20 protein-coding genes are annotated in these 21275 nt (G+C 69.1%); 9 read left to right on the forward strand and 11 right to left on the reverse strand.

The annotated features are described in order from the left end of the window. Together VLK61_RS10090 and VLK61_RS10095 are read right to left on the reverse strand one after the other, a co-directional pair. On the reverse strand, positions 1-575 hold a 575-nt coding region (locus tag VLK61_RS10090), incomplete at its 3' end, for an enoyl-CoA hydratase-related protein (protein WP_325420740.1). 17 nt (positions 576-592) lie between these two features. Continuing rightward, positions 593-1408 carry a crotonase/enoyl-CoA hydratase family protein gene (locus VLK61_RS10095; protein ID WP_325420742.1) on the reverse strand — a complete coding sequence of 272 codons (816 nt, stop codon included), beginning with the start codon at positions 1406-1408 and terminating at the stop codon, positions 593-595. Positions 1409-1548: 140 nt separating this feature from the next. On the opposite strand from VLK61_RS10095, the gene VLK61_RS10100 reads away from it, so the two are divergent. The 9 genes from VLK61_RS10100 (at position 1549) to VLK61_RS10140 (ending at position 10574) form a co-directional block, all read left to right on the forward strand. After that, positions 1549-3663, forward strand: a complete 2115-nt coding sequence (locus VLK61_RS10100) for a 3-hydroxyacyl-CoA dehydrogenase NAD-binding domain-containing protein (RefSeq protein WP_325420744.1) — start codon at positions 1549-1551, stop codon at positions 3661-3663. A gap of 4 nt (positions 3664-3667) precedes the next feature. Then, positions 3668-4474, forward strand: a complete 807-nt coding sequence (locus tag VLK61_RS10105; protein WP_325420746.1) for an enoyl-CoA hydratase/isomerase family protein — start codon at positions 3668-3670, stop codon at positions 4472-4474. A 3-nt stretch (positions 4475-4477) separates the two neighbouring features. Beyond that, positions 4478-5857: a phenylacetate--CoA ligase family protein gene (locus tag VLK61_RS10110; protein WP_325420748.1), complete on the forward strand. Its 1380-nt coding sequence runs from the start codon at positions 4478-4480 to the stop codon at positions 5855-5857. 8 nt (positions 5858-5865) lie between these two features. Further along, positions 5866-6612, forward strand: coding sequence for a hypothetical protein (locus tag VLK61_RS10115; RefSeq protein ID WP_325420750.1), 747 nt, complete (start codon positions 5866-5868; stop codon positions 6610-6612). Further along, complete coding sequence (locus tag VLK61_RS10120; protein ID WP_325420752.1) at positions 6609-8147, forward strand: AMP-binding protein; 1539 nt, start codon at positions 6609-6611, stop codon at positions 8145-8147. The genes VLK61_RS10115 and VLK61_RS10120 overlap by 4 nt, the downstream gene beginning before the upstream one ends. Before the next feature lie 2 nt (positions 8148-8149). After that, positions 8150-9310, forward strand: a complete 1161-nt coding sequence (locus tag VLK61_RS10125) for a thiolase family protein (protein WP_325420754.1) — start codon at positions 8150-8152, stop codon at positions 9308-9310. A gap of 28 nt (positions 9311-9338) precedes the next feature. After that, positions 9339-9779: a Zn-ribbon domain-containing OB-fold protein gene (locus VLK61_RS10130; RefSeq protein WP_325420756.1), complete on the forward strand. Its 441-nt coding sequence runs from the start codon at positions 9339-9341 to the stop codon at positions 9777-9779. Between the two features lie 117 nt (positions 9780-9896). Continuing rightward, positions 9897-10154 carry a type II toxin-antitoxin system Phd/YefM family antitoxin gene (locus VLK61_RS10135; protein WP_325420758.1) on the forward strand — a complete coding sequence of 86 codons (258 nt, stop codon included), beginning with the start codon at positions 9897-9899 and terminating at the stop codon, positions 10152-10154. 6 nt (positions 10155-10160) lie between these two features. Further along, positions 10161-10574 carry a type II toxin-antitoxin system VapC family toxin gene (locus VLK61_RS10140; protein ID WP_325420760.1) on the forward strand — a complete coding sequence of 138 codons (414 nt, stop codon included), beginning with the start codon at positions 10161-10163 and terminating at the stop codon, positions 10572-10574. Positions 10575-10613: 39 nt separating this feature from the next. Here the strand turns inward: VLK61_RS10140 and VLK61_RS10145 are convergent, their stop codons facing one another. From VLK61_RS10145 to VLK61_RS10185, 9 genes are all read right to left on the reverse strand, one after another. Next, positions 10614-11657: an aldo/keto reductase gene (locus VLK61_RS10145; protein ID WP_325420762.1), complete on the reverse strand. Its 1044-nt coding sequence runs from the start codon at positions 11655-11657 to the stop codon at positions 10614-10616. A gap of 97 nt (positions 11658-11754) precedes the next feature. Then, a complete protein-coding gene (locus VLK61_RS10150; protein WP_325420764.1) occupies positions 11755-12723 on the reverse strand; it encodes a TauD/TfdA dioxygenase family protein in 969 nt (322 codons plus the stop codon). A gap of 4 nt (positions 12724-12727) precedes the next feature. Then, positions 12728-14098, reverse strand: coding sequence for an acyl-CoA reductase (locus VLK61_RS10155; protein WP_325420766.1), 1371 nt, complete (start codon positions 14096-14098; stop codon positions 12728-12730). Between the two features lie 118 nt (positions 14099-14216). Then, positions 14217-15578, reverse strand: a complete 1362-nt coding sequence (locus tag VLK61_RS10160; RefSeq protein WP_325420767.1) for a hypothetical protein — start codon at positions 15576-15578, stop codon at positions 14217-14219. Positions 15579-15592: 14 nt separating this feature from the next. Then, positions 15593-16396, reverse strand: a complete 804-nt coding sequence (locus VLK61_RS10165) for an SDR family NAD(P)-dependent oxidoreductase (RefSeq protein WP_325420769.1) — start codon at positions 16394-16396, stop codon at positions 15593-15595. Further along, positions 16393-17808 (reverse strand): MFS transporter, encoded by a 1416-nt coding sequence (locus VLK61_RS10170; protein WP_325420771.1) that lies wholly within the window; start codon positions 17806-17808, stop codon positions 16393-16395. Before VLK61_RS10170 ends, VLK61_RS10165 begins: the two co-directional genes overlap by 4 nt. Further along, positions 17805-19451 (reverse strand): enoyl-CoA hydratase-related protein, encoded by a 1647-nt coding sequence (locus VLK61_RS10175; RefSeq protein ID WP_325420773.1) that lies wholly within the window; start codon positions 19449-19451, stop codon positions 17805-17807. Before VLK61_RS10175 ends, VLK61_RS10170 begins: the two co-directional genes overlap by 4 nt. A gap of 27 nt (positions 19452-19478) precedes the next feature. Further along, a complete protein-coding gene (locus VLK61_RS10180) occupies positions 19479-20312 on the reverse strand; it encodes an SDR family NAD(P)-dependent oxidoreductase (RefSeq protein ID WP_325420775.1) in 834 nt (277 codons plus the stop codon). 25 nt (positions 20313-20337) lie between these two features. Beyond that, positions 20338-21216 (reverse strand): MaoC/PaaZ C-terminal domain-containing protein, encoded by an 879-nt coding sequence (locus tag VLK61_RS10185; protein WP_325420777.1) that lies wholly within the window; start codon positions 21214-21216, stop codon positions 20338-20340. Positions 21217-21275 lie beyond the last annotated feature (59 nt).

Below are 21275 nucleotides of genomic sequence, written 5' to 3' on the forward strand. Positions count from 1 at the left end.
GCGTCCATGAAGCCCTCTTCGGGCAAAACCTGGCCGACCAGGCCCTTGTTCAGCGCCGTGGCCGCATCGAAGGTCTGGCCACCGATCAGCAATTCCTTCGTGGCCGCCGGACCGATCAGGTCGGTGACTCGGCGCAGGCTCTTGTAGCGGTAGCCGATGCCATAACGCATGGCCGGCTGCGCGAAAGTCGACTTCGGCGTGGCAATGCGCAGGTCGCAGCAGGTGGCCACGGAGATGCCGCCGCCGATGCAGAAGCCGTCGATCGCCGCGATGGTGGCCTTCTGCGAGTTGTACAGCGCCGACAGACCACGCTCGCCGGTGCGGGCGTAGTGCTCGGCACTGTCTTCACCCATGCGCTCTTCTTCGTACTTCGAGACATCGGCGCCGGCCACGAAGGCCTTGCCACCGGCGCCGGACAGCACGATCACGCGCACCTCCGGGTCGGCCTCGAACTGCAGCACCGCGTCGCCCATGCCCTGCCACATCTCCAGCGAGATGGCGTTGAGCTTGTCCGGGTTGTTGAAGACGATGTGGGCCACGGCGCCGTCGCGGTGGCTGAGGATCTTGTCGGTCATGGTGGTGAGCTTCCTGTTCAGCTGCCGGTGAAGACCGGCGGGCGTTTCTCGATGAAGGCGTCCAGCGCCTCGCGGTGGTCGGTGGTTTCGTGGGCCAGGGCCTGGAACGCGGCCGAGAGCTGCAGCACCTCGCCCAGCCGCGCGTGCTGGGCCTCGCGCAGCAGGCGCTTGACCAGGCGCAGCGTCTGCGGCGGGTTGGCGGCAATGCGCTGGGCCAGCGCCATCGCCTCGTCCATCAGCGATGCGGGTTCCACCACGCGCGAGACCAGGCCGCAGGCCAGTGCTTCGTCGGCGCTGAGTGCGTCGCCGGTGAACATCATCTCGGCCGCCTTGGCCCAGCCCACGGCGCGCGGCAGCAGGTAGGCGCCGCCGTCGCCCGGCACGATGCCGACCTTGACGAAGCTGGACGCCAGCTTGGCGCCCTGCGCGGCAATGCGCAGGTCGCACATCAGCGCCAGATCCAGCCCGGCGCCGATGGCCGCGCCGTTGATCGCGGCGATGGTCGGCAGCTCGCAATCCCACAGCACCTCGGGGATGCGCTGGATGCCGCGGCGGTAGTTGTTGCGCGTGGCCAGCGGGGAACTCAGCGCGCCGATGCCGGCCTTGGCGGGGTCGCGCTCACGCATGGCCTTCAGGTCGCCGCCGGCGCAGAAGGCCGGGCCTTCGCCGGTGAGCACCAGCACGGCCACATCGGGGTTCGCGGCGGCCTCTTGCACCGCCGATACCAGCGCGGCGCAATCGTCGTGGCTGGCCAAGGCGTTGCGTTGCGCGGGGCGCGACAGCGTCAGCGTGACGATGCGGCCGGCCTGGGTGCTGCGGATGAAGTCACTCATGATGATGGGGCGTTGCTCAGGTCCATGTCGAGGCTGTGTCGGGGGCCGTATCGAGAGCTGTATCGGGGTTGGCCCGGGGTGTCTGAATGAGTTAACGTAGTTTACTATGTTGGCAACGCTTGGCATACAGACAAACCCCGATGAGCACCGTCACTTCCCGCATCGACGATCAGGCCGGCCAACCGGTGGCCGTGATCACCATCAACAACCCGCCGGTCAATGCGATGAGCCTGGCCGTGCGCCTGGAACTGCGCGACGCGGTGCAGGCCGCCACCGCCGATGCGCAGGTGGTGGCCATGGTCTTGATAGGCGCCGGCGACAAGTTCATCCCCGGCGCCGACATCCGCGAGTTCGGCCAGCCGCCCACCGGCGCGCAGCCGCCGATTTCAGGCCGCGACGTGATCGCGGCGATCGAAGCCTCGACCAAGCCGGTGGTGGCCGCGCTCGGCGGCAATGCCCTGGGCGGCGGGCTGGAAATTGCGCTGGGCTGCCACTTCCGCGTGGCGCGGGCGGACTGCAAGCTGGGCCTGCCCGAAGTCAATCTCGGCCTGCTGCCCGGCGCCGGCGGCACGCAGCGCCTGCCGCGGCTGGTGGGTCCGGCGCGCGCGCTGGAGCTGATCACCAGTGGCAAGCATTTCAGCGCGCAGCAGGCCTTGGCCGATGGCGTGGTCGACGCGTTGGTTGACCCGGAATCACCCGGCGGCCAGTACGCTGAAGGCCAGCTGCTGGCCAGCGCACTGGCCTTCGCGCGGCGGGCCGTGGCCGAGGGCCAGCCGCTGGCGCGCGTGAGCCAGCGCAACCAGCGCCTGGCTGAAGCCACGCCCGCGCTGTTCACCGAGTTCCTCGCCAAGCACGCGCGCAAGTGGCGCGGGCTGATGGCGCCGCAGCACATCGTGCGCTGCATCGAGGCCGCCTGCCTGCTGCCCTTCGACGAGGCCTACGCCATCGAACTGGCGGCCTTCAACGTCTGCAAGGCCAGCGCCCAGCGCGGCGCCTTGATCCATCTGTTCAATGCCGAACGCGAAGTGGCGCGCATCCCGGGGCTGTCGGCCGATCTGCGGCCGCAGCGCATCCGCTCGGCCGCGGTGGTGGGCGCCGGCACCATGGGCGGCGGCATCGCGATGTGTTTTGCCAACGCCGGCATCCCGGTATGGCTGCTCGATGCCACGCCCGAGGCCCTGGCCCGCGGCCGCGCACTGATCGAGAAGAACTACGCCACGTCGGTGGCGCGCGGCAGCCTGTCGCAGGACCAGGTGGACCGGGCGCTGTCGCTGATCGCCGGCACGCTGGCCTACGGCGCGATTGCCGACACCGACATCGTGATCGAAGCGGCCTTCGAGGACCTGGCCGTCAAACAGGGCATCTTCCGCCAGCTCGATGCGGTGATGAAGCCCGGCGCCGTGCTGGCCACCAACACCTCGACGCTGAACATCGACAAGATCGCCGAGGCCACCACACGGCCCGGCAGCGTGGTCGGCGCGCACTTCTTCAGCCCCGCCAACGTGATGAAGCTGCTGGAAGTGGTGCGCACCGACGGCACCGCGCCGCAGACCCTCGTCACCACCATGGCGTTGGCCAAGCAGATCAACAAGGTGGCAGTGCTATCAGGCAATGCCGATGGCTTCATCGGCAACCGCATCCTCGCCGTCTACGGCCGCGAATGCGATTTCCTGCTGGAAGAAGGCGCCACGCCCTGGCAGGTGGACCGCGCACTACAGGGCTTCGGCTTCCCGATGGGCCTGTACCTGATGCGCGACATGTCCGGCCTGGACGTGGGCTGGCGCATCCGCCAGTACCGCGAACAGTTCCGCGACAAGCGCCTGCGCTATTCGCCGATTGCCGACCGCCTGTGCGAGCAAGGCCGCTTCGGCCAGAAGACGGGCAGGGGCTACTACCTCTACCAGGGTCGCGATGCCACGCCCGATCCCGAGGTGGAAACGCTGATCGCCGGCGTGGCCGCCGAGCTGAAGATAACGCGCCGCGCGGTCAGCGATGACGAGATCGTCACCCGCGTGCTCAGCGCGATGGCCAACGAAGGGCTGAAGATCGTCGGCGAAGGCATCGCGCTGCGCGCCGGCGACATCGACGTCGCCTATGTGCACGGCTACGGCTTTCCGCGACACCAGGGCGGGCCGATGTACTGGGCCGCGCAGCGCGGCTGGCCGGCGCTGCTGGACACCGTGCAGACCTACCACGCCAGCCAGGGCCCGCTGTGGGCGCCGGCACCGCGGCTGCTGGAACTGGCGCGGGGTTGAAGCGATGGACCAGTCCATGGAACATCTGGGCTACAACACGCTTCAGATCGAGCGCAGCGGCGCGCTGCTGCGCGTGACACTGAACGCACCGGACAAGCTCAACGCCATCGACTGCGCGATGGAAAGCGAACTGCTGCGGCTGTTCCAGAACCTGCGCGAAGACGGCGCCACCGCGGCCGTGGTGCTCACTGGCGCGGGCCGCGCCTTCAGCGCCGGCGGTGACCTGGCGCACAGCTTGCGCATCATGGGCGACAGCGCCTTGATCAAGCAGGAGTTCGACCTGGCGCGGCGCTTCGTCAACGCACTGCTGGAGGTGGAGCAGCCGATCATCGCGCGCATTCACGGCGATGCGATCGGCCTGGGCGCGACGCTGGCGCTGCTGTGCGACCTGACGGTGATGGGCCACAGCGCCCGCATCGGCGACCCGCACGTGCGCGTCGGCCTGGTGGCCGGCGACGGTGGCGCGCTGGCCTGGCCGCTGCTGATAGGCTATGCCCGCGCCAAGCGCTACCTGCTGGGCGGCGAGCTGCTGACGGCGGCCGAGGCCGAGCGCATCGGCCTGGTGAACTTCTGCGTGCCTGACGACGAGCTGGATGCCACGGTCAATCGCTGGGGCGAACGCTTCAGCAGCGGCGCCCGACTTGCGATCCAATGGACCAAGGCCACGCTGAACCTCGGGCTCAAAGCCCAGGCCGCGCAAGTGCTGGATGCCGGGCTGGCCTATGAGATGGCTTCGCTGCAATCGCGCGATCATCGCGAGGCGGTCGAGGCCTTTCTGGCCAAGCGCAAACCCGAATTCTCAGGACACTGACCGATGCTTGAACTCCCTTCCGCCGAGCAGCGCTACCTGGAGCCGGTGGAAACCCTGGCCCGGCCGCAGCTGCTGGCGCTGCAGCAGGAGCGGCTGCTGGGCATGGTGGCCCATGCCTACGCGCATTCGGCCTTCATCCGCGCGCAATGGCAGGCCGCCGGCCTGCAGCCCTCGGACATCCGCAGCACGGCCGACTTCACCGCCCACGCGCCGCTGATGGACAAGGACCAGATGCGCGCCTGGCGCGACAGCCAGGGCGACCCCTTCTGCGGCCTGCTGTGCGAACCGCTGGACCAGGTCAGCTTCATGGGCTCCAGCTCCGGCACCACCGGCGACCCGACGCTGTTTGCCTACCGCTGGGGCCGCAGTGGTTCCGGCGTCGATGGCAACCTGCCCGCCGCCCCCGGCCTGCCCACCGACGGCCCGGCCAGCTACTGGGGCGGCACGCTGCGCGACTGGTGGGAGATCGGCCTGCGCCCGGGCGACTACGGTGTCTACTTCGGGCTGCGCATGCGTGGGCCGATGTTCCGGCTGCTGCAGATGCTGGGCCTGACGCCCATCGTGCTCGGCTACGGCCCCGGTGATCTGCACCAGTTCGTCGACCTCTCGCGGCGCTACCGGCCGACGGTGTTCTATGCCATGACCTCGTTCATCGGCGCCGGCCTGCAGGACATCGAGCGCACGATGGGCATCGACATGCGCGATGTGTTCGCCAGCTACAAGGGCATCCTGTTCGCCGGCGAGCCGGTGGGGCCGAAGATGCGGCTGACCTTCGAGCGCTGGGGCCTGGCCGGCAAGATCTTCAACCAGACCAGCTTCGGCGACCTGGGCCATGCGCACGACTGCCGCGAGCATGACGGCTGCCATGCCTGGGAAGACATCGGCGTGGCCGAAATCATCGATCCGGTGACCGCCCGCCCGATCGCAGGCGATGGCCGCGGCGAGCTGGTGTGCAGCTCGCTGGTCAACCCGCTGGATCCGCTGCTGCGCTACCGCGGCGGCGACATCGTCGACATGAAGCGCGGCCGCTGCGAATGCGGCCGCACGCATGCCCGCTTCACGCCGGTGGGCCGCAGCGCCGACGAGTTGCTGGTGCAAGGCCGCTCAATCCTGCCGATGGACGTATGGGGTGCGATCGAAGACGTGCCGGCCTGCGCGCACGGGCTGTTCCAGATCATCCGCCCGCAGCGCGAGATGGAGGCGTTGAAGATCCGCGTCGGCCACAGCGGCGCGGCCGGCACCGACCTGAATCGCGTGCGCGATGCGCTGGTCGATTCTGTGCAGGCCGCGGTGGGCATCCGGCCGCAGATCGAGCTGGTCAGTGAAGCGCAGATCATGCAATCCGGCTCGCGCCACAAGATTCCGCGGACGGTCAAGCAATGAGTACCGGCATGACCCCGGGAAACGATCCTCGCGCGCCCGGCGCCTTGGCCACTCGCTGGGGCGTGGGCCTGCTGCGCCTGCCCACCGGCACACAGCCGTACACGCTGAGCCTGAAAGACATAGCCGCTGATACCGACTGGGCGCGCAGCGTGCTGCAGCGCATCGGCGTGGTCGTTGGCCGACCACTTCACGTGATAGGCGCCGGCGGCGACAACCTGATGCTGTGGCCTTATGAAAACGCATTGATCGGCCTGGGTGTGCCCTTCGGCGTGGCCGAACCCGCGGCCATCGATGCGCCGCGCAGCGACATGTTCCTGCGCCGCTTCCGCATGCAAGCCGTGCTAGGCCTGAGCGGCGAACTGGTCGACGCCTTTCTTTTGCTGGGGCGTGACCTGCAGGCGTTGCTCGGCCACAGCACGGTGCTGGCGCTGCCGGATGCAGCTGCCAGGCTGCGCGAACACGGCCTGGCGCCGTGGACGATGTGGCCGCTGGGGCCGATCTGGGCCATCCAGGAGCCGAGTACTTCAGATGTTGGCGCGGTCTACGACCGCAGCCGGAGTTCGGATGTTGGCGCGTTCTGCGACCGCAGCCAGAGTTCAGATGTTGGCGCGGTCTACGACCGCAGCCAGTGGCTGGTGGAAGAAGCCGGCGGCGAGCTGCTGCTGACGGCGGTGGCTTCGCGCGCCACGCCGTTCGTGCGCCTGCGCACCGGCTACCGCGGACGGGTGGATGGGGACAGGGTGTTCTTCGAATGAGTTCGTCGCTGCACAGCCTGACCTTGCCGGAAATCCTGGAAGAGCATCGCCGCTCGCGCCCGCAAGGCGTGGCCGTCGTCGGCGAAGGCCGGCGCTGGACCTACCCTGAATTCGCCGACCGCGTGCAGCGCCTGGCCAATGCGCTGGAAGACGCCGGCGTGCAGCGCGACGATCGCATTCTCTGGCTGGCTCAGAACCACCCGGGTGTGCTCGAAGGCATCATCGCTGCCGGTGCGTTGGGCGCGATGTTCTGCCCGGTGAACTGGCGCCAGTCGGCCGACGAGCTGGCCTTCATCATCGACGACCTCGAACCCCGCGTGGTGATCTGGCAGGCCGGCGAGATCGGCGGCACGGTGCTGGCGGCACGTGAACGCGCCAGCTTTCGTGCCCCGCTGTGGCTGGCGCTCGACGGCGCCGGCGGCTATGAAGACTTCATCGGCACCGCGGCGCCGCAGCCGCGCCCGCGCGTGCCCAATGCCGATGCGCCGGCGCTGGTGGTCTACACGGCGGCTTTCGGCGGCCGGCCAAATGGCGCGATGCTGAGCCAGCGCGCGATCACCTGGCAGGACATGGCGCTGATCGATATCCAGGACCTGTCGGCCGAGACCTGCTTTCTGAACTCCGGCCCGCTGTTCCACGTCGGCACGCTGATGGTCACGCTGGCGGTATTCCACATCGCCGGCACCAACGTCTTCATCCGTCGCACCGATACCGAGGCCATCGCCCAGCAGATCCATGAGCAGCGCTGCAGCTACGCATTCCTGATGCAGTCCACCTGCGCCGAACTGGTGGCGCTGAACCGCGAGCACGCCTATGACTTCAGCTGCCTGCGCTCGGCCAGCGTCAGCCCCGAGTGGGATGCGATGGTGCAGGTGCAGGATTCGCGCAGCCTGTTCGGCTACGGCCAGACCGAGGCCATGGGCCCGGTGAGCTGGGCTTACTACGGCTGGGGCCACAACCAGGGCCGTAACGGCCGCACCGGCCCGGTGGCGCAGCTGCGCATCCTCGACGAGGCCGGCCACGAACTGCCGCCCGGCGAGGTCGGCGAGATCTGCTTGCGCGGCCCAACCGTGATGCAGGGCTATTGGCGCCGGCCGGAGTTGAATACGCAGCGCCAGCGTGACGGCTGGCACCACACCAACGATCTGGGCCGGCGCGAGGCCGACGGTTCGCTGAGCTTCATCGGCCCCAAGGTGCAGATGATCAAGAGCGGCGCAGAGAACATCTATCCGGCGGAGGTCGAAGGCTGCCTGCGCCAGCACCCCGGCGTGGCCGACGCCGCAGTGATCGGCGTGCCCGATGCCACCTGGGTGCAAAGCGTCAAGGCCTTGGTGGTACTCAAGCCTGGTGCCGAAGCGACGCCTGAAGCATTGATCGCACATTGCCGCGAACGCATCGCGTCCTACAAGAAGCCGCGCTTTGTGGTGTTCGTGCCGGCGCTGCCGCGCACGCCGCAAGGCGCCATTGACTACGCCGCGCTGGATGCGGCCCATGGCGGCGGCGGCTACCCCGGTGGTCTGACGCGCGGAGCATGACGATGACCTCCCCCCGAAGCGCCACCATTGTGGGCATCTACCAGACGCAGCAGGCGCGCCGCCTGCCCGGCCGCAGTTCGCAGGACGTGGTGATCGAAGCGGTGAAAGGCGCGATTGCCGATGCCGGCCTGCAGCCGCGCGATGTGGACGGCGCGGCCATCGACTGGCCCGGCCCTGGCGGCGCGCCGCGCGATGCCGAGAACTGGGCCATGTACCTGCAGCAGCCATTGTCCTGGTGCGTGAGCCACCATTTGCTGACGGCAGGCGTACGCGGCGTGCTGGAAGCCGCCGCCGCGGTGGAAGCCGGGCTGTGCGAGGTGGCGGTGGTGGGCAGCGGCCGCGCCGGGCCCTTTAGCGCCGACGGCAGTGCACCCGGGGCCAACATGAGCATGGAGTTCGCCGAGCCCTATGGCAGCTCGGTGATGTCGCAGTTCGCGCTGGTGGCGATGCGCCACATGCACGAGTTCGGCACCACGCCCGAGCAGATCGCGCATGTGGCGGCGACGATCCGCAACCACGGCCATGTCAACCCCGAGGCGGTGATGTTCGGCGCCGGGCCGTACACCGCGGCCGACGTCTTGGCCTCGCCGCTGATCGCCACGCCCTTTCACCGCCTGGACTGCTGCCTGATGAACGAAGGCGGCGCCGCGATCGTCATCACCACCGCCGAACGCGCGCGCGATCTGCCACGGCAGCCGGTGCCCATCCTCGGCGGCGGCATGGAGTTCTTCCAGGGCAACTATGCCAACCCGCCGCTGTACCGGCAGTTGCGCACGCTGGGCCAGGCGGCCGCAAAGCGCGCCTTCAGCCGCGCCGGCGTCAGCGCGCAGGACATCGATGTGTTCTCGCTCTACGACCCGGTGAGCTTCGAGGTGCTGCGCCAGTTCGAGATGCTGGGCTTGTGCGGCGAAGGCGAAGGCGGTGCGTTCTGCGCCGGCGAGCGCTTGACGCTGGCCGGCAGCTGCCCCACCAACCTGGACGGCGGCATGCTGGCCGGCAGCTGGACCGGCACCGCGCAGCTGACGCTCAAGGTGATCGAGGCCGCGCGCCAGTTGCGCGGCATCAACGGCGCGCGGCAGGTACCGGATGCGAAGCTGGCGCTGGCCAGCAATGCCGGCAGCGGTGCGCAACACATCGAGTTGATCGTGCTGGGGAAAGGGTGAAGCGATGGCTGACACGCTGGTTGACACCATGGCTGAAACGATGAGCGCCGACTTCACGCTAGCCCCCGGCGTGATGCCGACGCCCACCTTGCCCGCTATCACCGATCTGACGCGGCCCTTCTGGGATGCCGCCGCCCAGAGCCGCCTGCTGCTGCCCTTGTGCAATGCCTGCACCCGTCACTTCTTCCGCCCTGAAGTGGCCTGCACGCATTGTTTTGCGACCGACTGGCAGTGGGTCCAGGCCAGCGGTCGCGGCACGCTGTACAGCTACAGCGTGGTGCACAAGGCACCAGCACCCGGCTTCGTGATGCCGCTGGTGCTGGCGGTGGTGGAACTGGAGGAAGGGCCGGTGATGTTCAGCAATCTTGTCGGCTGCAATGACCAGGATGCGCGGATCGGCATGGCGCTGCAGGTGCGCTTCGAACAGGTGGCCGCGGCCGTGTGGCTGCCGCGGTTCGGGCCTCGATAGCGCGGGCGAGATCCCGGGGGAATGGCGCAGCAAGCCGGCGCCGCATGGCAGCCGCTGGCGGAGTCCACATTCGCCTGCTAGACTAGTCAGCACACTAGTCAGAAAGCGGGTGGCGCGATGCAGACATGGCCGGTTCAGGATGCAAAGGCCCGGTTCAGCGAGTTCCTGGAGAAATGCCTGACCGAGGGACCGCAGATGGTGACGAAGCGCGGTGCTGAAGCAGCCGTGCTGGTTCCTGCCGAAGAATGGCGCCGGCTGCAAGCGTCGGCCAGGCGTTCGCTCAAGGAACTGCTGCTATCCAGTGAAGCGCGCGCGGAGATTCCGATCCCCTCGCGGGGAAGTGCCCGGCGCCGCAAGCCTTCCGAACTGCGGTAACACCCGATGTACTTGCTGGACACAAACGTCGTCTCCGAACTGCGCAAGCTCAAGCCGCATGGCGCCGTGCTGCAATGGGTCGAGGACGCGGTGGACGCCGAGTTGCACATCTCTGCTGTAACGGTTGGCGAGATTCAGGCCGGCATCGAGATCACGCGGGAGCAGGACCCGGCGAAGGCTGACGAATTGGAGGCATGGCTGGAGCAGATTTCGGCGACGATCAATGTCGTACCGATGGACGCCACGGCTTTCCGGGAGTGGGCCCGGCTCATGCACCGTGCCTCGGATACCTTGTACGAGGACGCCATGATCGCGGCAACGGCCCGGGTGCGCAGGCTGACCGTGGTGACTCGCAACGTCAGCGACTTCAAGCACTTCGGTGTGGAAGTTCTCAATCCATTCGTCACCGCACGGAAGTAGTCATGCGCTATCGCGCCGCGTCATGGCGCGCGACATCGTTCATGGCTTGCATTCCTTGGATGGGCTCAGGTCCAGCCGGGCATCAAAGCCGGCCGTTGCCAGCGCGCGCGTGCGGCGCAGGTAGTCGTGCGGCTGGCCGAGCGGAATGGCGCTCAGTGCATCCAGCCGCGCCAGCGCCCCGGCTTCGAGCTTGAATTCCAGGCAGGCCAGGTTGTCCTGCAGCTGCGCGTCGGTGCGCACACCCAGCAGCGGCAGCACGCCGGCTTGCGCACGCACCCAGTTCAGCGCCACCTGGGCCGGCGGCCGGCCCAGCTCGGCCGCCAGCGCCGCGACACCGTGTGCAATGGCCAGGCTGCGTTCATCCAGCGCATGCATCGGCGCCTTCTGCAGCCGCGTGCCATCGCCGGCCGCGGGGGCGGTGTACTTGCCGCTGAGGATGCCGCTGGCCAGCGGCGCCCAGGCGGCCACGCTCAGGCCCAGCGCGCGGGCCATCGGCAGCAGTTCGCGCTCTGCCGTGCGCTCGATCAGGCTGTACTCCAGCTGCAGGCCGGCAAAGGCCGTCCAGCCACGCAGCTCGGCCACGGTGTTGCCACGCGCCACCACCCAGGCTGGGGTGTTGCACACGCCGATGTGCAGCACCTTGCCCTGGCGCACCAGGTCGTCCAGCGCGCGCATCACTTCGTCGACCGGCGTCACGCCGTCCCAGCAATGTGTCCACAGCAGGTCGACGTAGTCGGTGCCCAGCCGGCGCAGGCTGGATTCGATCGATCGCTTCAGGCTCTTGCGCTGGTTGCCGGCGGCGTTGGGGTTGTTGCTGCCCGGCATCTGCAGGCCGTACTTGGTGGCGATGACCACCTGGTCGCGTTCGCCGGCGACCAGGCGGCCGAGTATTTCTTCCGATAGGCCGCCGGCATAGATCTCGTTGGCGGTATCGAAGAAGTTGCCGCCGGCATCGCGGAAGCGCCTGACCATGGCCGCGGCCTCAGGCTCCGGCGTGCCCCAGCCGGCGGCGCCGAAGGTCATCGTGCCCAGGCACAGTTCGGAGATTCGCAGGCCCGATCGGCCCAGCAGTTGGTAGCGCATTGCGGCGGCCTCCTGAGTCAATGTGGCTCTGCCACTTTATTCAAGCCCCTCGGGGGGCGGACGACGTATGTCGTCGGCCTGGGGGGCGCTCTGTCGGCTAATCGTCCAACCGGCGCTGCGGCGGCTGCCCATTGCGCGCGGGGTCGAGGTAGCGGCCGAGCTTGTAGTCGCCGACGATGGTGGTGCGCTGCGCCAGGCGATCGACATCGAAAGGCACGCCGGTCGCGCTGTGGAGGCTGCGCCAGTTGTCCCAGACGATCGCGTCGTCGGCCTGCCAGGTGTGGAAGTAGGCGTGGCGCGCATCGACCAGGTGCTCGGCCAGTTCATGCAGCAAGGCGTCGCTGGCGGACGCCTCCATGCCGAGGATGGCCCGCGCATGCATCGGCGACAGCTTCAGCACCTTGCGGCCGGTCTCGTGCTGCGTGATCACCAGCGGGTGCACCACCGGCGGAAACTCGCCCCGGTACCGCTGCAGCGCAGCGTCGGCCTGGGGGTTGCGCTCGACCACACGCAGGCTGCTCGGAAAGCCGAAGCGGTTCTGCTCCTGCGCGCCAGTGAAGTGGTAGACCACCTCCAGGCCTTCGATGCGCTGTTGCATCGCCGGGCTCAAGCGACTATGGGCGGCAGCCGCATCGATGAAGCCGGTGCGGCCATCCACCCTCGCCGGCGTGATCATGCGCAACAGCGCGCCACGCACGATCTCGGCCGTGAAGGCCTGGTCCCAGTGCCAGCCGAGCCAGCCGGTGCGGCGCTGGCCATCCACCTCGAACAGCGTGAAGGTCTCGCCGCTGGCGTCGCCGGCGCGCTGCGTCAGGTTCATCAGGTAGGGGTTGTTGGCATCGTTGATGCGCTTGACGGCCGCCGGCTGCGGCTCGCCGAACACCCGGCTCAGGCGCAGGTGCGCGGCTTCCGAATGCAGCGCGTTGCGGAACAGCAGGATGCCGTGCTCGACCCAGGCCGCACGCAGCGCCTGCTGGGTGCTGACATCGAGCGCCTGCTCGTCGTCGAGGTCGAGGCCGATGACTTCGGCGCCGAAGGGGCTCAGGGGGCGGATGATGAGAGACATGCGTCTAGCCTTCGTCGTTGATCCAGCGCACGAAGCGGTGGAGCGGCATGAAACCGTCGTGCGGCAAACCGAGCTCGACGCCTGCTGTGCCGCCCAGGTTCACGATGCGCTGCACGCCGCGCGAGGCCAGCGCATCGCGCAATGCGGGCTTGCGCGCCGGTGGCCAGATGCCGACGGTCTGCGTCGCGACGTTGGCATGCATCACCGCATCGGCCAGGTCGACCACCGGCACCACGTTGACGATCTTGCCGTCGGGATGAAAGTCCACCGGCGTGTCGGAGCGGATCACCACGCCCTCGCCGCCGTAGCCGCCCCACACGCGCACTTCCGGCGCCAGCATGCGCAGCCCGTCGATCTCGTCGCGCAGCGCGGGTGGCACGGCCGGCCCGATGGCCGATGCAGTGGGCCGGTCGACATTCATGCGCTGCTGCAGCAACGCGCAGTAGCGATCGGCCTCCTCGACGCTGGCTTCGACAAACTGGAAGCGGCTGGACGCGCAGGCCTGCTGGTTCATCAGCGTTGCGTCGAAGGCGGCCCGCTCGGCCACTGCGGCCAGCGACTCGGCCGACTTGAAGGCCTCGCGGCCGATCAACGAGATCGAAGTCTTGGGGTCGAAGCTGACCAGCTCCAGCCCGGGGCCGAGGTACTTGATGGCGCTGCGGATCGACGCTTCGCCGCCCCAGGCGACGATCTTGTCGAAGAACTGCGGGCGAAACAGCACGCCCTCCACCGCCGCATCGCCGCCGCGCCAATAGACGGCCGAGAACGAACGTGTCAGCGGATGGCCAGGCGCCACCGCCGCCAGGCCGCGCAGGATGGCTGGCGCGGTGAACAAATCGTTGGACGGCAGCTTCAGCAGGTGCACGCCCTTGGTGATGGCGCCGCGCAGCACCGTCTGCGCCGAGACGCCCGGCGCATTGCCGGCGACGATGTGGATCAGCCGTGGCGGAAAGGCGCGGATGCGCGCCGGGCGGCTGCTGGGCGCGTCCGGGATCTCGCGCCAGCCGTCCAGCACATCGGCACCGCCGAGTTCGCGCTGCACCTGGAATTCAATGCTGCGGCGATCGAAGGGCTTGCCGATGTTGGCGTAGGCGAACGCCATCAGCGGCCGCGGCAGGCTGCCTGCGCGCACCGCGTGTTCCAGCGCCTGGGCGACGACGCCCTGCGGGTCGGCCGCCAGCCAGGCGCCCAGCTGCACCAGCACATCGATGATCTCGGCCAGCGGCGTGTTGAAGGCCGGTCCGGGTGCGCTGCGCGGCCAGACCAGCCGGTCGAGGTCGAGCTTGGGTGTCGCGAAGCGGCCGTACACCTGCTCGCCACCGCACACCCGCTCACCTTGCACGATATGGGCCACGGCCATGATGTCGGTGCTCATTGGACGCCCCTCCGCACTGCGTGCTCCGGGATTCGCGTTTGGGAGCGGCCCGGCACACTCACTGGAGTACCCTCGTGCTGCGCACTCCGGAATTCGCCCTTGGGGCGGCCCGGCGTGCTCATGCGCCCACCGCCCCGCGGATGTAGGCGTCGATGGTGCCGGCGCAGCCGATGTTGTCGTCGCCACCGCCCGTGGTGTAGCGGCTGATGCTGTCCAGCAGCGTCGGCCCGTGGCGGCCGCAGGGGCAGCGCTCGTTGAAGTCGATGGTCACCTTGTCGCCGGTGATCAGCCCGCCCCAGCGGCCTTCGTGCAGCAGGTCCAGGAAGGCGAAGCGGCCGGTGGCCTGGCCATTGGCGTCGGCATCGTGTTCGGCGCTCAGCAGGCGTTCGCCTTGCTCATCGCTGACCAGCCAGACAAGGCCCGGCGCACGGTGGTAGCGGCCGGCTTCGCAGCGCGGCATCATCTGCGCCAATTCGGTCATGCCGTAGGCGCCGGGGCGGATCACGTCGCCGTAGAAGCGGTCGACCTGGGTCTGGTAGTCCGGCGGCAGCGCGATGCCCTTGACGCCGCCGCCGGCCATCACGATGGCCTGGCGGTGAAAGTCGCCATCGGGGATGCCGCGTTCGCCGGCGCGCTGCAGGATCACCATGTGCTGCGCCCACAGGCCGGACAGCATGATCGGCTCGTGCCGGTGATCGAGGATGTGGTCGGCCAAGGCCAGCAACTCGGCGCGGCCTTGTTCGGCCTTCGCAGCGGCATCGGCCTCGGCGGCGGCGATCTCGCCCGGGGTTGCGCTGCCCTCGGCCATGCGCTTGCGCAGCGCGATCCCCCGGTTGACTTCGCCGATGCGCAGCGGCGTGCCCAGTGCATGCATGGCTCCCGGCCGGCCCCAGTTGACGCGGTTGATCTGCGCCGATTCGACCGCGCTGTTGAAGCCCTTGATCGGCCCCAGCCAGAACAGCGCACGGTCGGGCGCCGAACGGGCCAGCGGCCAGGCCGTGGTGTGCTTGAAGTGGCGCGCCTTCAATTCGCGGTCGCCCGGGGTGTGGTTCAGGAACGAGCATTTGCCGCCCGAACCGCTGCTGGCCAACACACCATGGCCGGCCGCCCACAGACGTTCAAGAAAGTCATCGACATCGGTGACGCCGCGCACATCGACCTGGCTTACATCGGCCACCGAGAGCGTCTGCATCCATTGCAGCAAGCGGTCCCAGCGGCCCTGGTCGACAAAGCTCTGCGGATAGCTCTTGTAGACGGTGTGCGCAAACAGCAGTGGCAGCAGGTCCTCGGGACTGCGGATCTGGCTGATGCCGGCATCCGCGGCGCGCTGGCGCAGCAAGGGGATCTGCGTGATGCGCTGCGCGAACAGCTCCTGCGCCGCGGCCATCTGCAGCGGCAGCAGTTCGGCAGCGGGCGTGTCGTAGGCGCGGTCCGGGTCGGTGATGCGGTCCAGCAGCGCCTGGCGGGTCGGGGTCATCATGCCTGTCTGCCGGGTCAGCTCCACTTGGCGCCGCCGCTCGCGAAGTCCGCGTAGTACGGCATGTGCGACTGCAGGCCGCCGTCCACATTGATGGCCTGGCCGGTGATGAAGGCACCGTCGTCGCTGCACAGAAAGGCGACCATGCCGCCGATGTCCTCGGGCAGGCCCAGCCGCGGCACCAGGGTATTGCGCAACATGATCTCGACCACCGGCGCCGGCATGTTCTTGCGCGCCTCGACCTGGATCAGCCCCGGGTTGATGGCGTTGCAGCGGATGCCCTGCTTGCCGTACTGCGTGGCCACCGTGCGGGCCATGCTCATGATCGCCGCCTTGGAGGCGGCGTAGGCAATGTTGCTCAGGTCGCCCAGCAGGCCCGAGCCCGAGGCCGTCATCACGATGGCGCCGCCGCTGCCGGTCTTCAGCATGTGCGGAATGGCGTATTTGCAGCCGGCCAGGTAGCCGCGCGCGTTGACGGCCATCGTGCGGTCCCAGATCGCGAAATCGATGTCGACCGGGTTGCTGTCCTGGCCGATCACTTCACGCGATACCAGCGCAGCGTTGTTGAACAGGAAGTCGAGCCGGCCGAAGTGCGCCACCGTGCTGTCGACCAGCGCCTTGATCGAATCGGTGTCTTCGGCATCGAAGGCCAGTGCCAATGCATCGGTACCCAGTTCGGCCGCCAGCGCCTGCGCCTTGTCGTGGTCGATGTCGCCGATGGCGACGCGCGCGCCTTCGGCCACCAGGCGCCGGCACGCTGCCGCGCCAATGCCGGCCGCACCACCGGTGACCAGGGCCACCTTGCCTGCAATGCCTCTCATGTCATCGCTCCTTGTGCTGCACGCATGGGTTTGGCGCCCGGCCGTGGCAGCGCCCAGGCGGCCAGCAAGGCCAGCCCTGCCAGCCCGCTGATCACAAGCAGTGTCAGCTCGAACGCCGTTGCCGACGGAAAGCGCCCCGGGCCCAGCGCCGCGTCGCTGACGGTGGAAGATGCCAGCATCAGCGCCACCAGTTGCGAGCCGACGGCATTGAACAGGTAGCGCAGCACCGACGAGACGCCAGTCGATTCACTGGTGCGGTCGGGCGGCGCGGCTTCAACGATCAACATCGGCGCCGCCGCATAGGCCAGCGCCAGGCCGGTGCCGCACAGTGCGGCCATCATGCCCACCCAGGGAACAGTGCCCTGCCACAGCGCCACGCCGCTCCAGCCGACCAAGAGCACCGCGCAGGCCCACATGGCCGGCGCCCGGGCGCCACTGCGCTGTGCCAGCCAGCCGGCCAGGGGCCCGATGAACACCGCCAGCACCATCGGCAGCGCCTGCACCGCGCCGGCCGTGGTGGCGCTTAAGCCCAGGCCGATGCCGGTGGCCGCCGGTTGCTGCAGCAGCGACGACAGCACGAAGCCCGATTGCATCGGCCCCAGCGCCAGCAGCACCATCGCCGCGTTCGCCAGCGCCAGCTGCCGGCGGCCGAGCAGGCGCACATCGATCAAGGGCGCAGCGCAACGCCATTCATGCCGGCCCCACAGCGCCAGCAGGGCCGCACCGGCCACGGCCAGCGCCAGCGTGCGTGCATCCACCCAGCCCCAGCTCTTGGCCTGCGTGGGCACCAGCAGCAGCGCGGTGAGCGCCGGCAGCAGCAGCAGTGCGCCAGGCCAGTCGATCGCCTGCCGCGTTTGTTGCACGTTATCTCTCGGCACCCACAGCCAGACGGCCGGCCAGGCCAGCAGCGCGGTGCCGGCGCCGACGACGAAGATCCAGTGCCAGTGCAGATGGTCGATGACCACGCCGCCGGCCACGATGGCCAGCCCGCCGGAGACAAAGGCCGCCGCGGCGACGATGCCCACGCCCAGCTGCACCTGCGGCGCAGGCAAGTGCTGGCGCACCAGGCCGAAGCACAGTGGCAGCACGGCGCCGGCCAGGCCCTGCACCGCACGGCCGGCAATCACGCCTGCGGCGCCGGTGGACATGGCGCTGATCACCGAGCCCAGCCCGGCCAGCGCAATCGACCACAGCAGCAGTTTGCGGCGGCCGTACATGTCGCCCAGCCGCGCACACACCGCCGCCGAGCCGGCCGCCACCAGCAGGAACGCGGTGATGGTCCAGCCCACCGCCACCGGATTGCCGAATTCGCGGTTGAAGACCCGCAGGGCGGCAAAGATCATCGTCGACTCGACGGCGCTGACGATTTCGGCCAGCACCAACGCCAACATCAACAAGACACGCTGACTCATCTTCGAAACTCCGTTGGGCAGGCGCTTGCGCTCGCTGTGGCAGCCATCGCGTGGCTTGCCTTGCCGCCTGTGCCTGGCGCCGATACCGATGTTGACGCAAGCGCTGCAGGCGGTGTGATCAGCGCTGAAGGCCGATGAAATACCGCGCCGCGCGCGGCGTGCTGGCGCAGCGCGGCGCCGGGCTCGAAACAGCTGCCCAGATGGCGCGCCAACGCGTCGCAGTTGGCCACGAAAGCCCGCGCACCCAGCGTGTCGATGTGGGTCAGCGCGCCACCGGTCCAGGCCGGGTAACCGGCGCCCAGCACCGAGGCCAGGTCGGCATCGGCCGCGCTGCCGATCGCGCCTTCGGCCAGGGCCTGCGCGGCTTCCAGCGCGGTACCGAGGCGCTGCTGGTTGGCGCGGGCGGCATCGGTGGCTTCTGCCGCGTGCGTGCTTTCGGCCTGCCAGCGCAGACGCAGCCGCTGCACGAAGGAGGCTTGCCCGGCCGGCAGCAGCACGGGAGTCAGGCGTCGCCTCGCAGCCTGCGCCAGCGCCGCTTGCACTGCAGCCGGGCTGGCCGCAGCGGGCTGCAGGATCTCGGCCAGCTGCGCATGGGCAGCGCTGGGCCACAGCAGCAGCTGCGCACCGCGCTGGCCGGGCGCGGCGCAGGTCGGCCCATCGAGCTCGGGCCAGGCGGCCTCGGGCGATGGCGCCTCGTCGCCCAGTTTGCGCAAGGCCACGCGCGCCAGCTTGTCGGCCTGCGCCTTGAAGACGAAGCCGGTGCGCATCAGATTGCGCGCCACCACGCCAGGCAGCAGCGGCGCAAAACAGCGCGACTCGAGCGCCAGCGCTTCGTCCAGCGGCAGCAGCGCACCGTCGAACACCGCGCGCAGCAGTGCCGGCGGCGCCGGATAGTGGCCTTCGAAGCGGCGCTGAATCTCCGCTTCCCAGGCCTGGCGCAGCGGATGCAGGCACTGCGATGTGGGCGCCAGCCGGCCGGCCCAGGGCTGGCGCGCGACGACAGGCCGCTGCGCCGCGTCGTGCACCCATTCGATGGCCGCCTCGATCAGGCGATGGGCAGGCACCACGGCATCCACCAGGCCGGCGGCCAGCGCTTCGTGCGGGCTCCAGCGCCGTGCGTCGATCATGGCCCGCAGCGCCGCGTCGATGCCGATCAGCCGCGGCAGGCGCTGGCTGCCGCCGCCCGCGGGCAGCAGGCCGATGCCCACTTCCACCAGGCCGACCACGGCTTTCGGGTCGTCCACCAGCACGCGGTGCTGGCAGCACAGCGCCAGCTCGTAGCCGCCACCCAGCGCCGGGCCATTGATCGCCGCGGCAAACGGCTTGCCGCAACGCTCGATGCGCCGCATGTCGACATTCCAGCGGTGGCTGATGTCGTGCGCCTCGGCGTTGCTCATGCCGCGCTCGTGCGCACCGACGAAGTCCAGGATGTCGCCGCCGGCGATGAAGCGCCCCGGCTTGCCCGACGCGATCACCGCACCGCGGATGGCGGGATCGCTGGCCACCCGGTCTATCGCGGCCAGCAGCTCGGCCGTCAGCTCCGGCGAGGTGACGTTGCTCGAACGTGCCGGGTCATCCAGCAACAGCAGCGCCACGCCATGGTCGTCTACCTGGATCGTGACAATCGTTGTGGTAACGGGCATGGCGTCTCCGAGGGTTCGTTCAGGCGCTCAGCCGTTGAAGTCCAGCGGCGCATCGGGCAGGAACAGCGCCTCGGCCGCGTCGGCCAGGTCACGCGCCGTCAGCCCCGGGCGGTTGGGCAGCGCCGGGCCGGACACCATCTTCAGCTCCATCACCTTGCTGCCGGAGGCGAACAGGGTCTTGTTGGTCAGTGTGCCCGACAGCGCGCTGACCATGTACAGCAGCACCGGCGCCACGCGCTCGGGCGACCAGTTGGCCACCATCTCGGGTGTCATCAGGCCTTGCGTCATCGGCGTCGCGGCGGCCGGGCACAAGGTCCAGACGCGGATGCCGTACTTCTGCCCTTCGAGGGCCAGGCAGTTCGAGAAGCCCCACACGCCGGCCTTGGCCGCGCCGTAGTTGGTCTGGCCAAAGGCGCCGCCCAGCCCGGACGACGACGCGGTGTTGACGATCACGCCGCCGCGCCCTTGCGCCTTCATTGCGCGGAACACCGCTTGCGTGACGCAGAAGGCGCCTTTCAGATGCACGCGCAGCACGGCATCCCAGTGCTCTTCGGCCAGATTGGCGAAGCTTTTGTCGCGCAGGATGCCGGCGTTGTTGACCAGGATGTCGACGCCGCCAAAGGCCTGCTGGGCCGCTTGCAGGATGGCCTCACCGGCTTCGGGCGTGGTCACGTCGCTGATGCAGGCCGCGGCGCGGCCGCCGGCGGCCAGCACCTCGGCCACCACGCGCTGCGCGGCCTCGGCATTCATGTCGTTGACCAGCACCGCCGCACCCTCGCTGGCCAATAACAGTGAATAGGCGCGGCCCAGGCCGCCACCCGCACCGGTGATGATGGCCACCTGGCCGTCGAGCAATCCCATGGAGCGTGTTCCTTTCAATCGAAGGTCAATCGAACTCGGCGTAGCCGTTGTTGAGGATCAGCCGGTCGCGCCCGGTCACCCGCGCGCGGAACGACGCCCGGCCCGGCCCTTCGCGCCAGATCTCGGTGAGCAGGGTCTCGCCCGGCAGCATCGGGCTCGCAAAGCGCACATCCAGCCGCTTCAGCCGTGCTGGTTCATCGTCGCAGAGCGCGGCAATCACGGCGCAGCCGGCCATGCCGTAGCTGGCCATGCCATGCAGGATGGGCGCGTCGAAACCGGCGGCGCGCGCGACGTCGGGGTCGACATGCAGCGGGTTCCAGTCGCCGCTCAAGCGGTACAGCAGCGCCTGCTCGGGGCGCGTGGCATGTTCGTGCTGCAGGTCGGGCGCGCGTCCCTCGGGCAGTGCATGCGCCAGCGGGGCACCGCTGCTTGGCCCACCGAAGCCACCGTTGCCGCGCAGGAACACCGTGCTGCCGATGGTGGCCAGCAGTTCGCCGCTGTCCGCATCGTGCAGCTGGCGCTCCAGCAGCATCAGCGCGCCTTTGCCGGCGCCCTTGTCGATCAGCGCCTGCACGCGCTGGGTGGAAGTGACGCTGGCTGCGGCCGGCAGCGGCTTGTGCAGCTGCAGGCGCTGTTCGCCGTGCAGCAGGCGCTGCCAGTCGATGCCGGTGGCCGGGTCCTGCATCCAGAACGGCCCGGTGGCCAGTACCGCGGCCAGCGTCGGCAGCACCGCCAGCCCGCCCGCCGCGCCTTCGTAGACCAGCCGCCGGCGCGGCTCGGGCACCGGATTGCCGCTGGCCGCGCCGAGGCCCAGCGCGTAGAGGATGACATCGCGCTCGGTATAGCGCTGGCTCACCGGCGGCAAGGGCCAGTGCAGCAGTTGTTCGGGATCGAGGGGTTTCACCGGATGGCTTCAACGTCGCTAACCTAGTTAACTATACTGACGAACAGCCAAACTGAAAT

It is taken from the genome of Aquabacterium sp. (assembly GCF_035476535.1).
Lineage (GTDB): Bacteria > Pseudomonadota > Gammaproteobacteria > Burkholderiales > Burkholderiaceae_C > Pseudaquabacterium.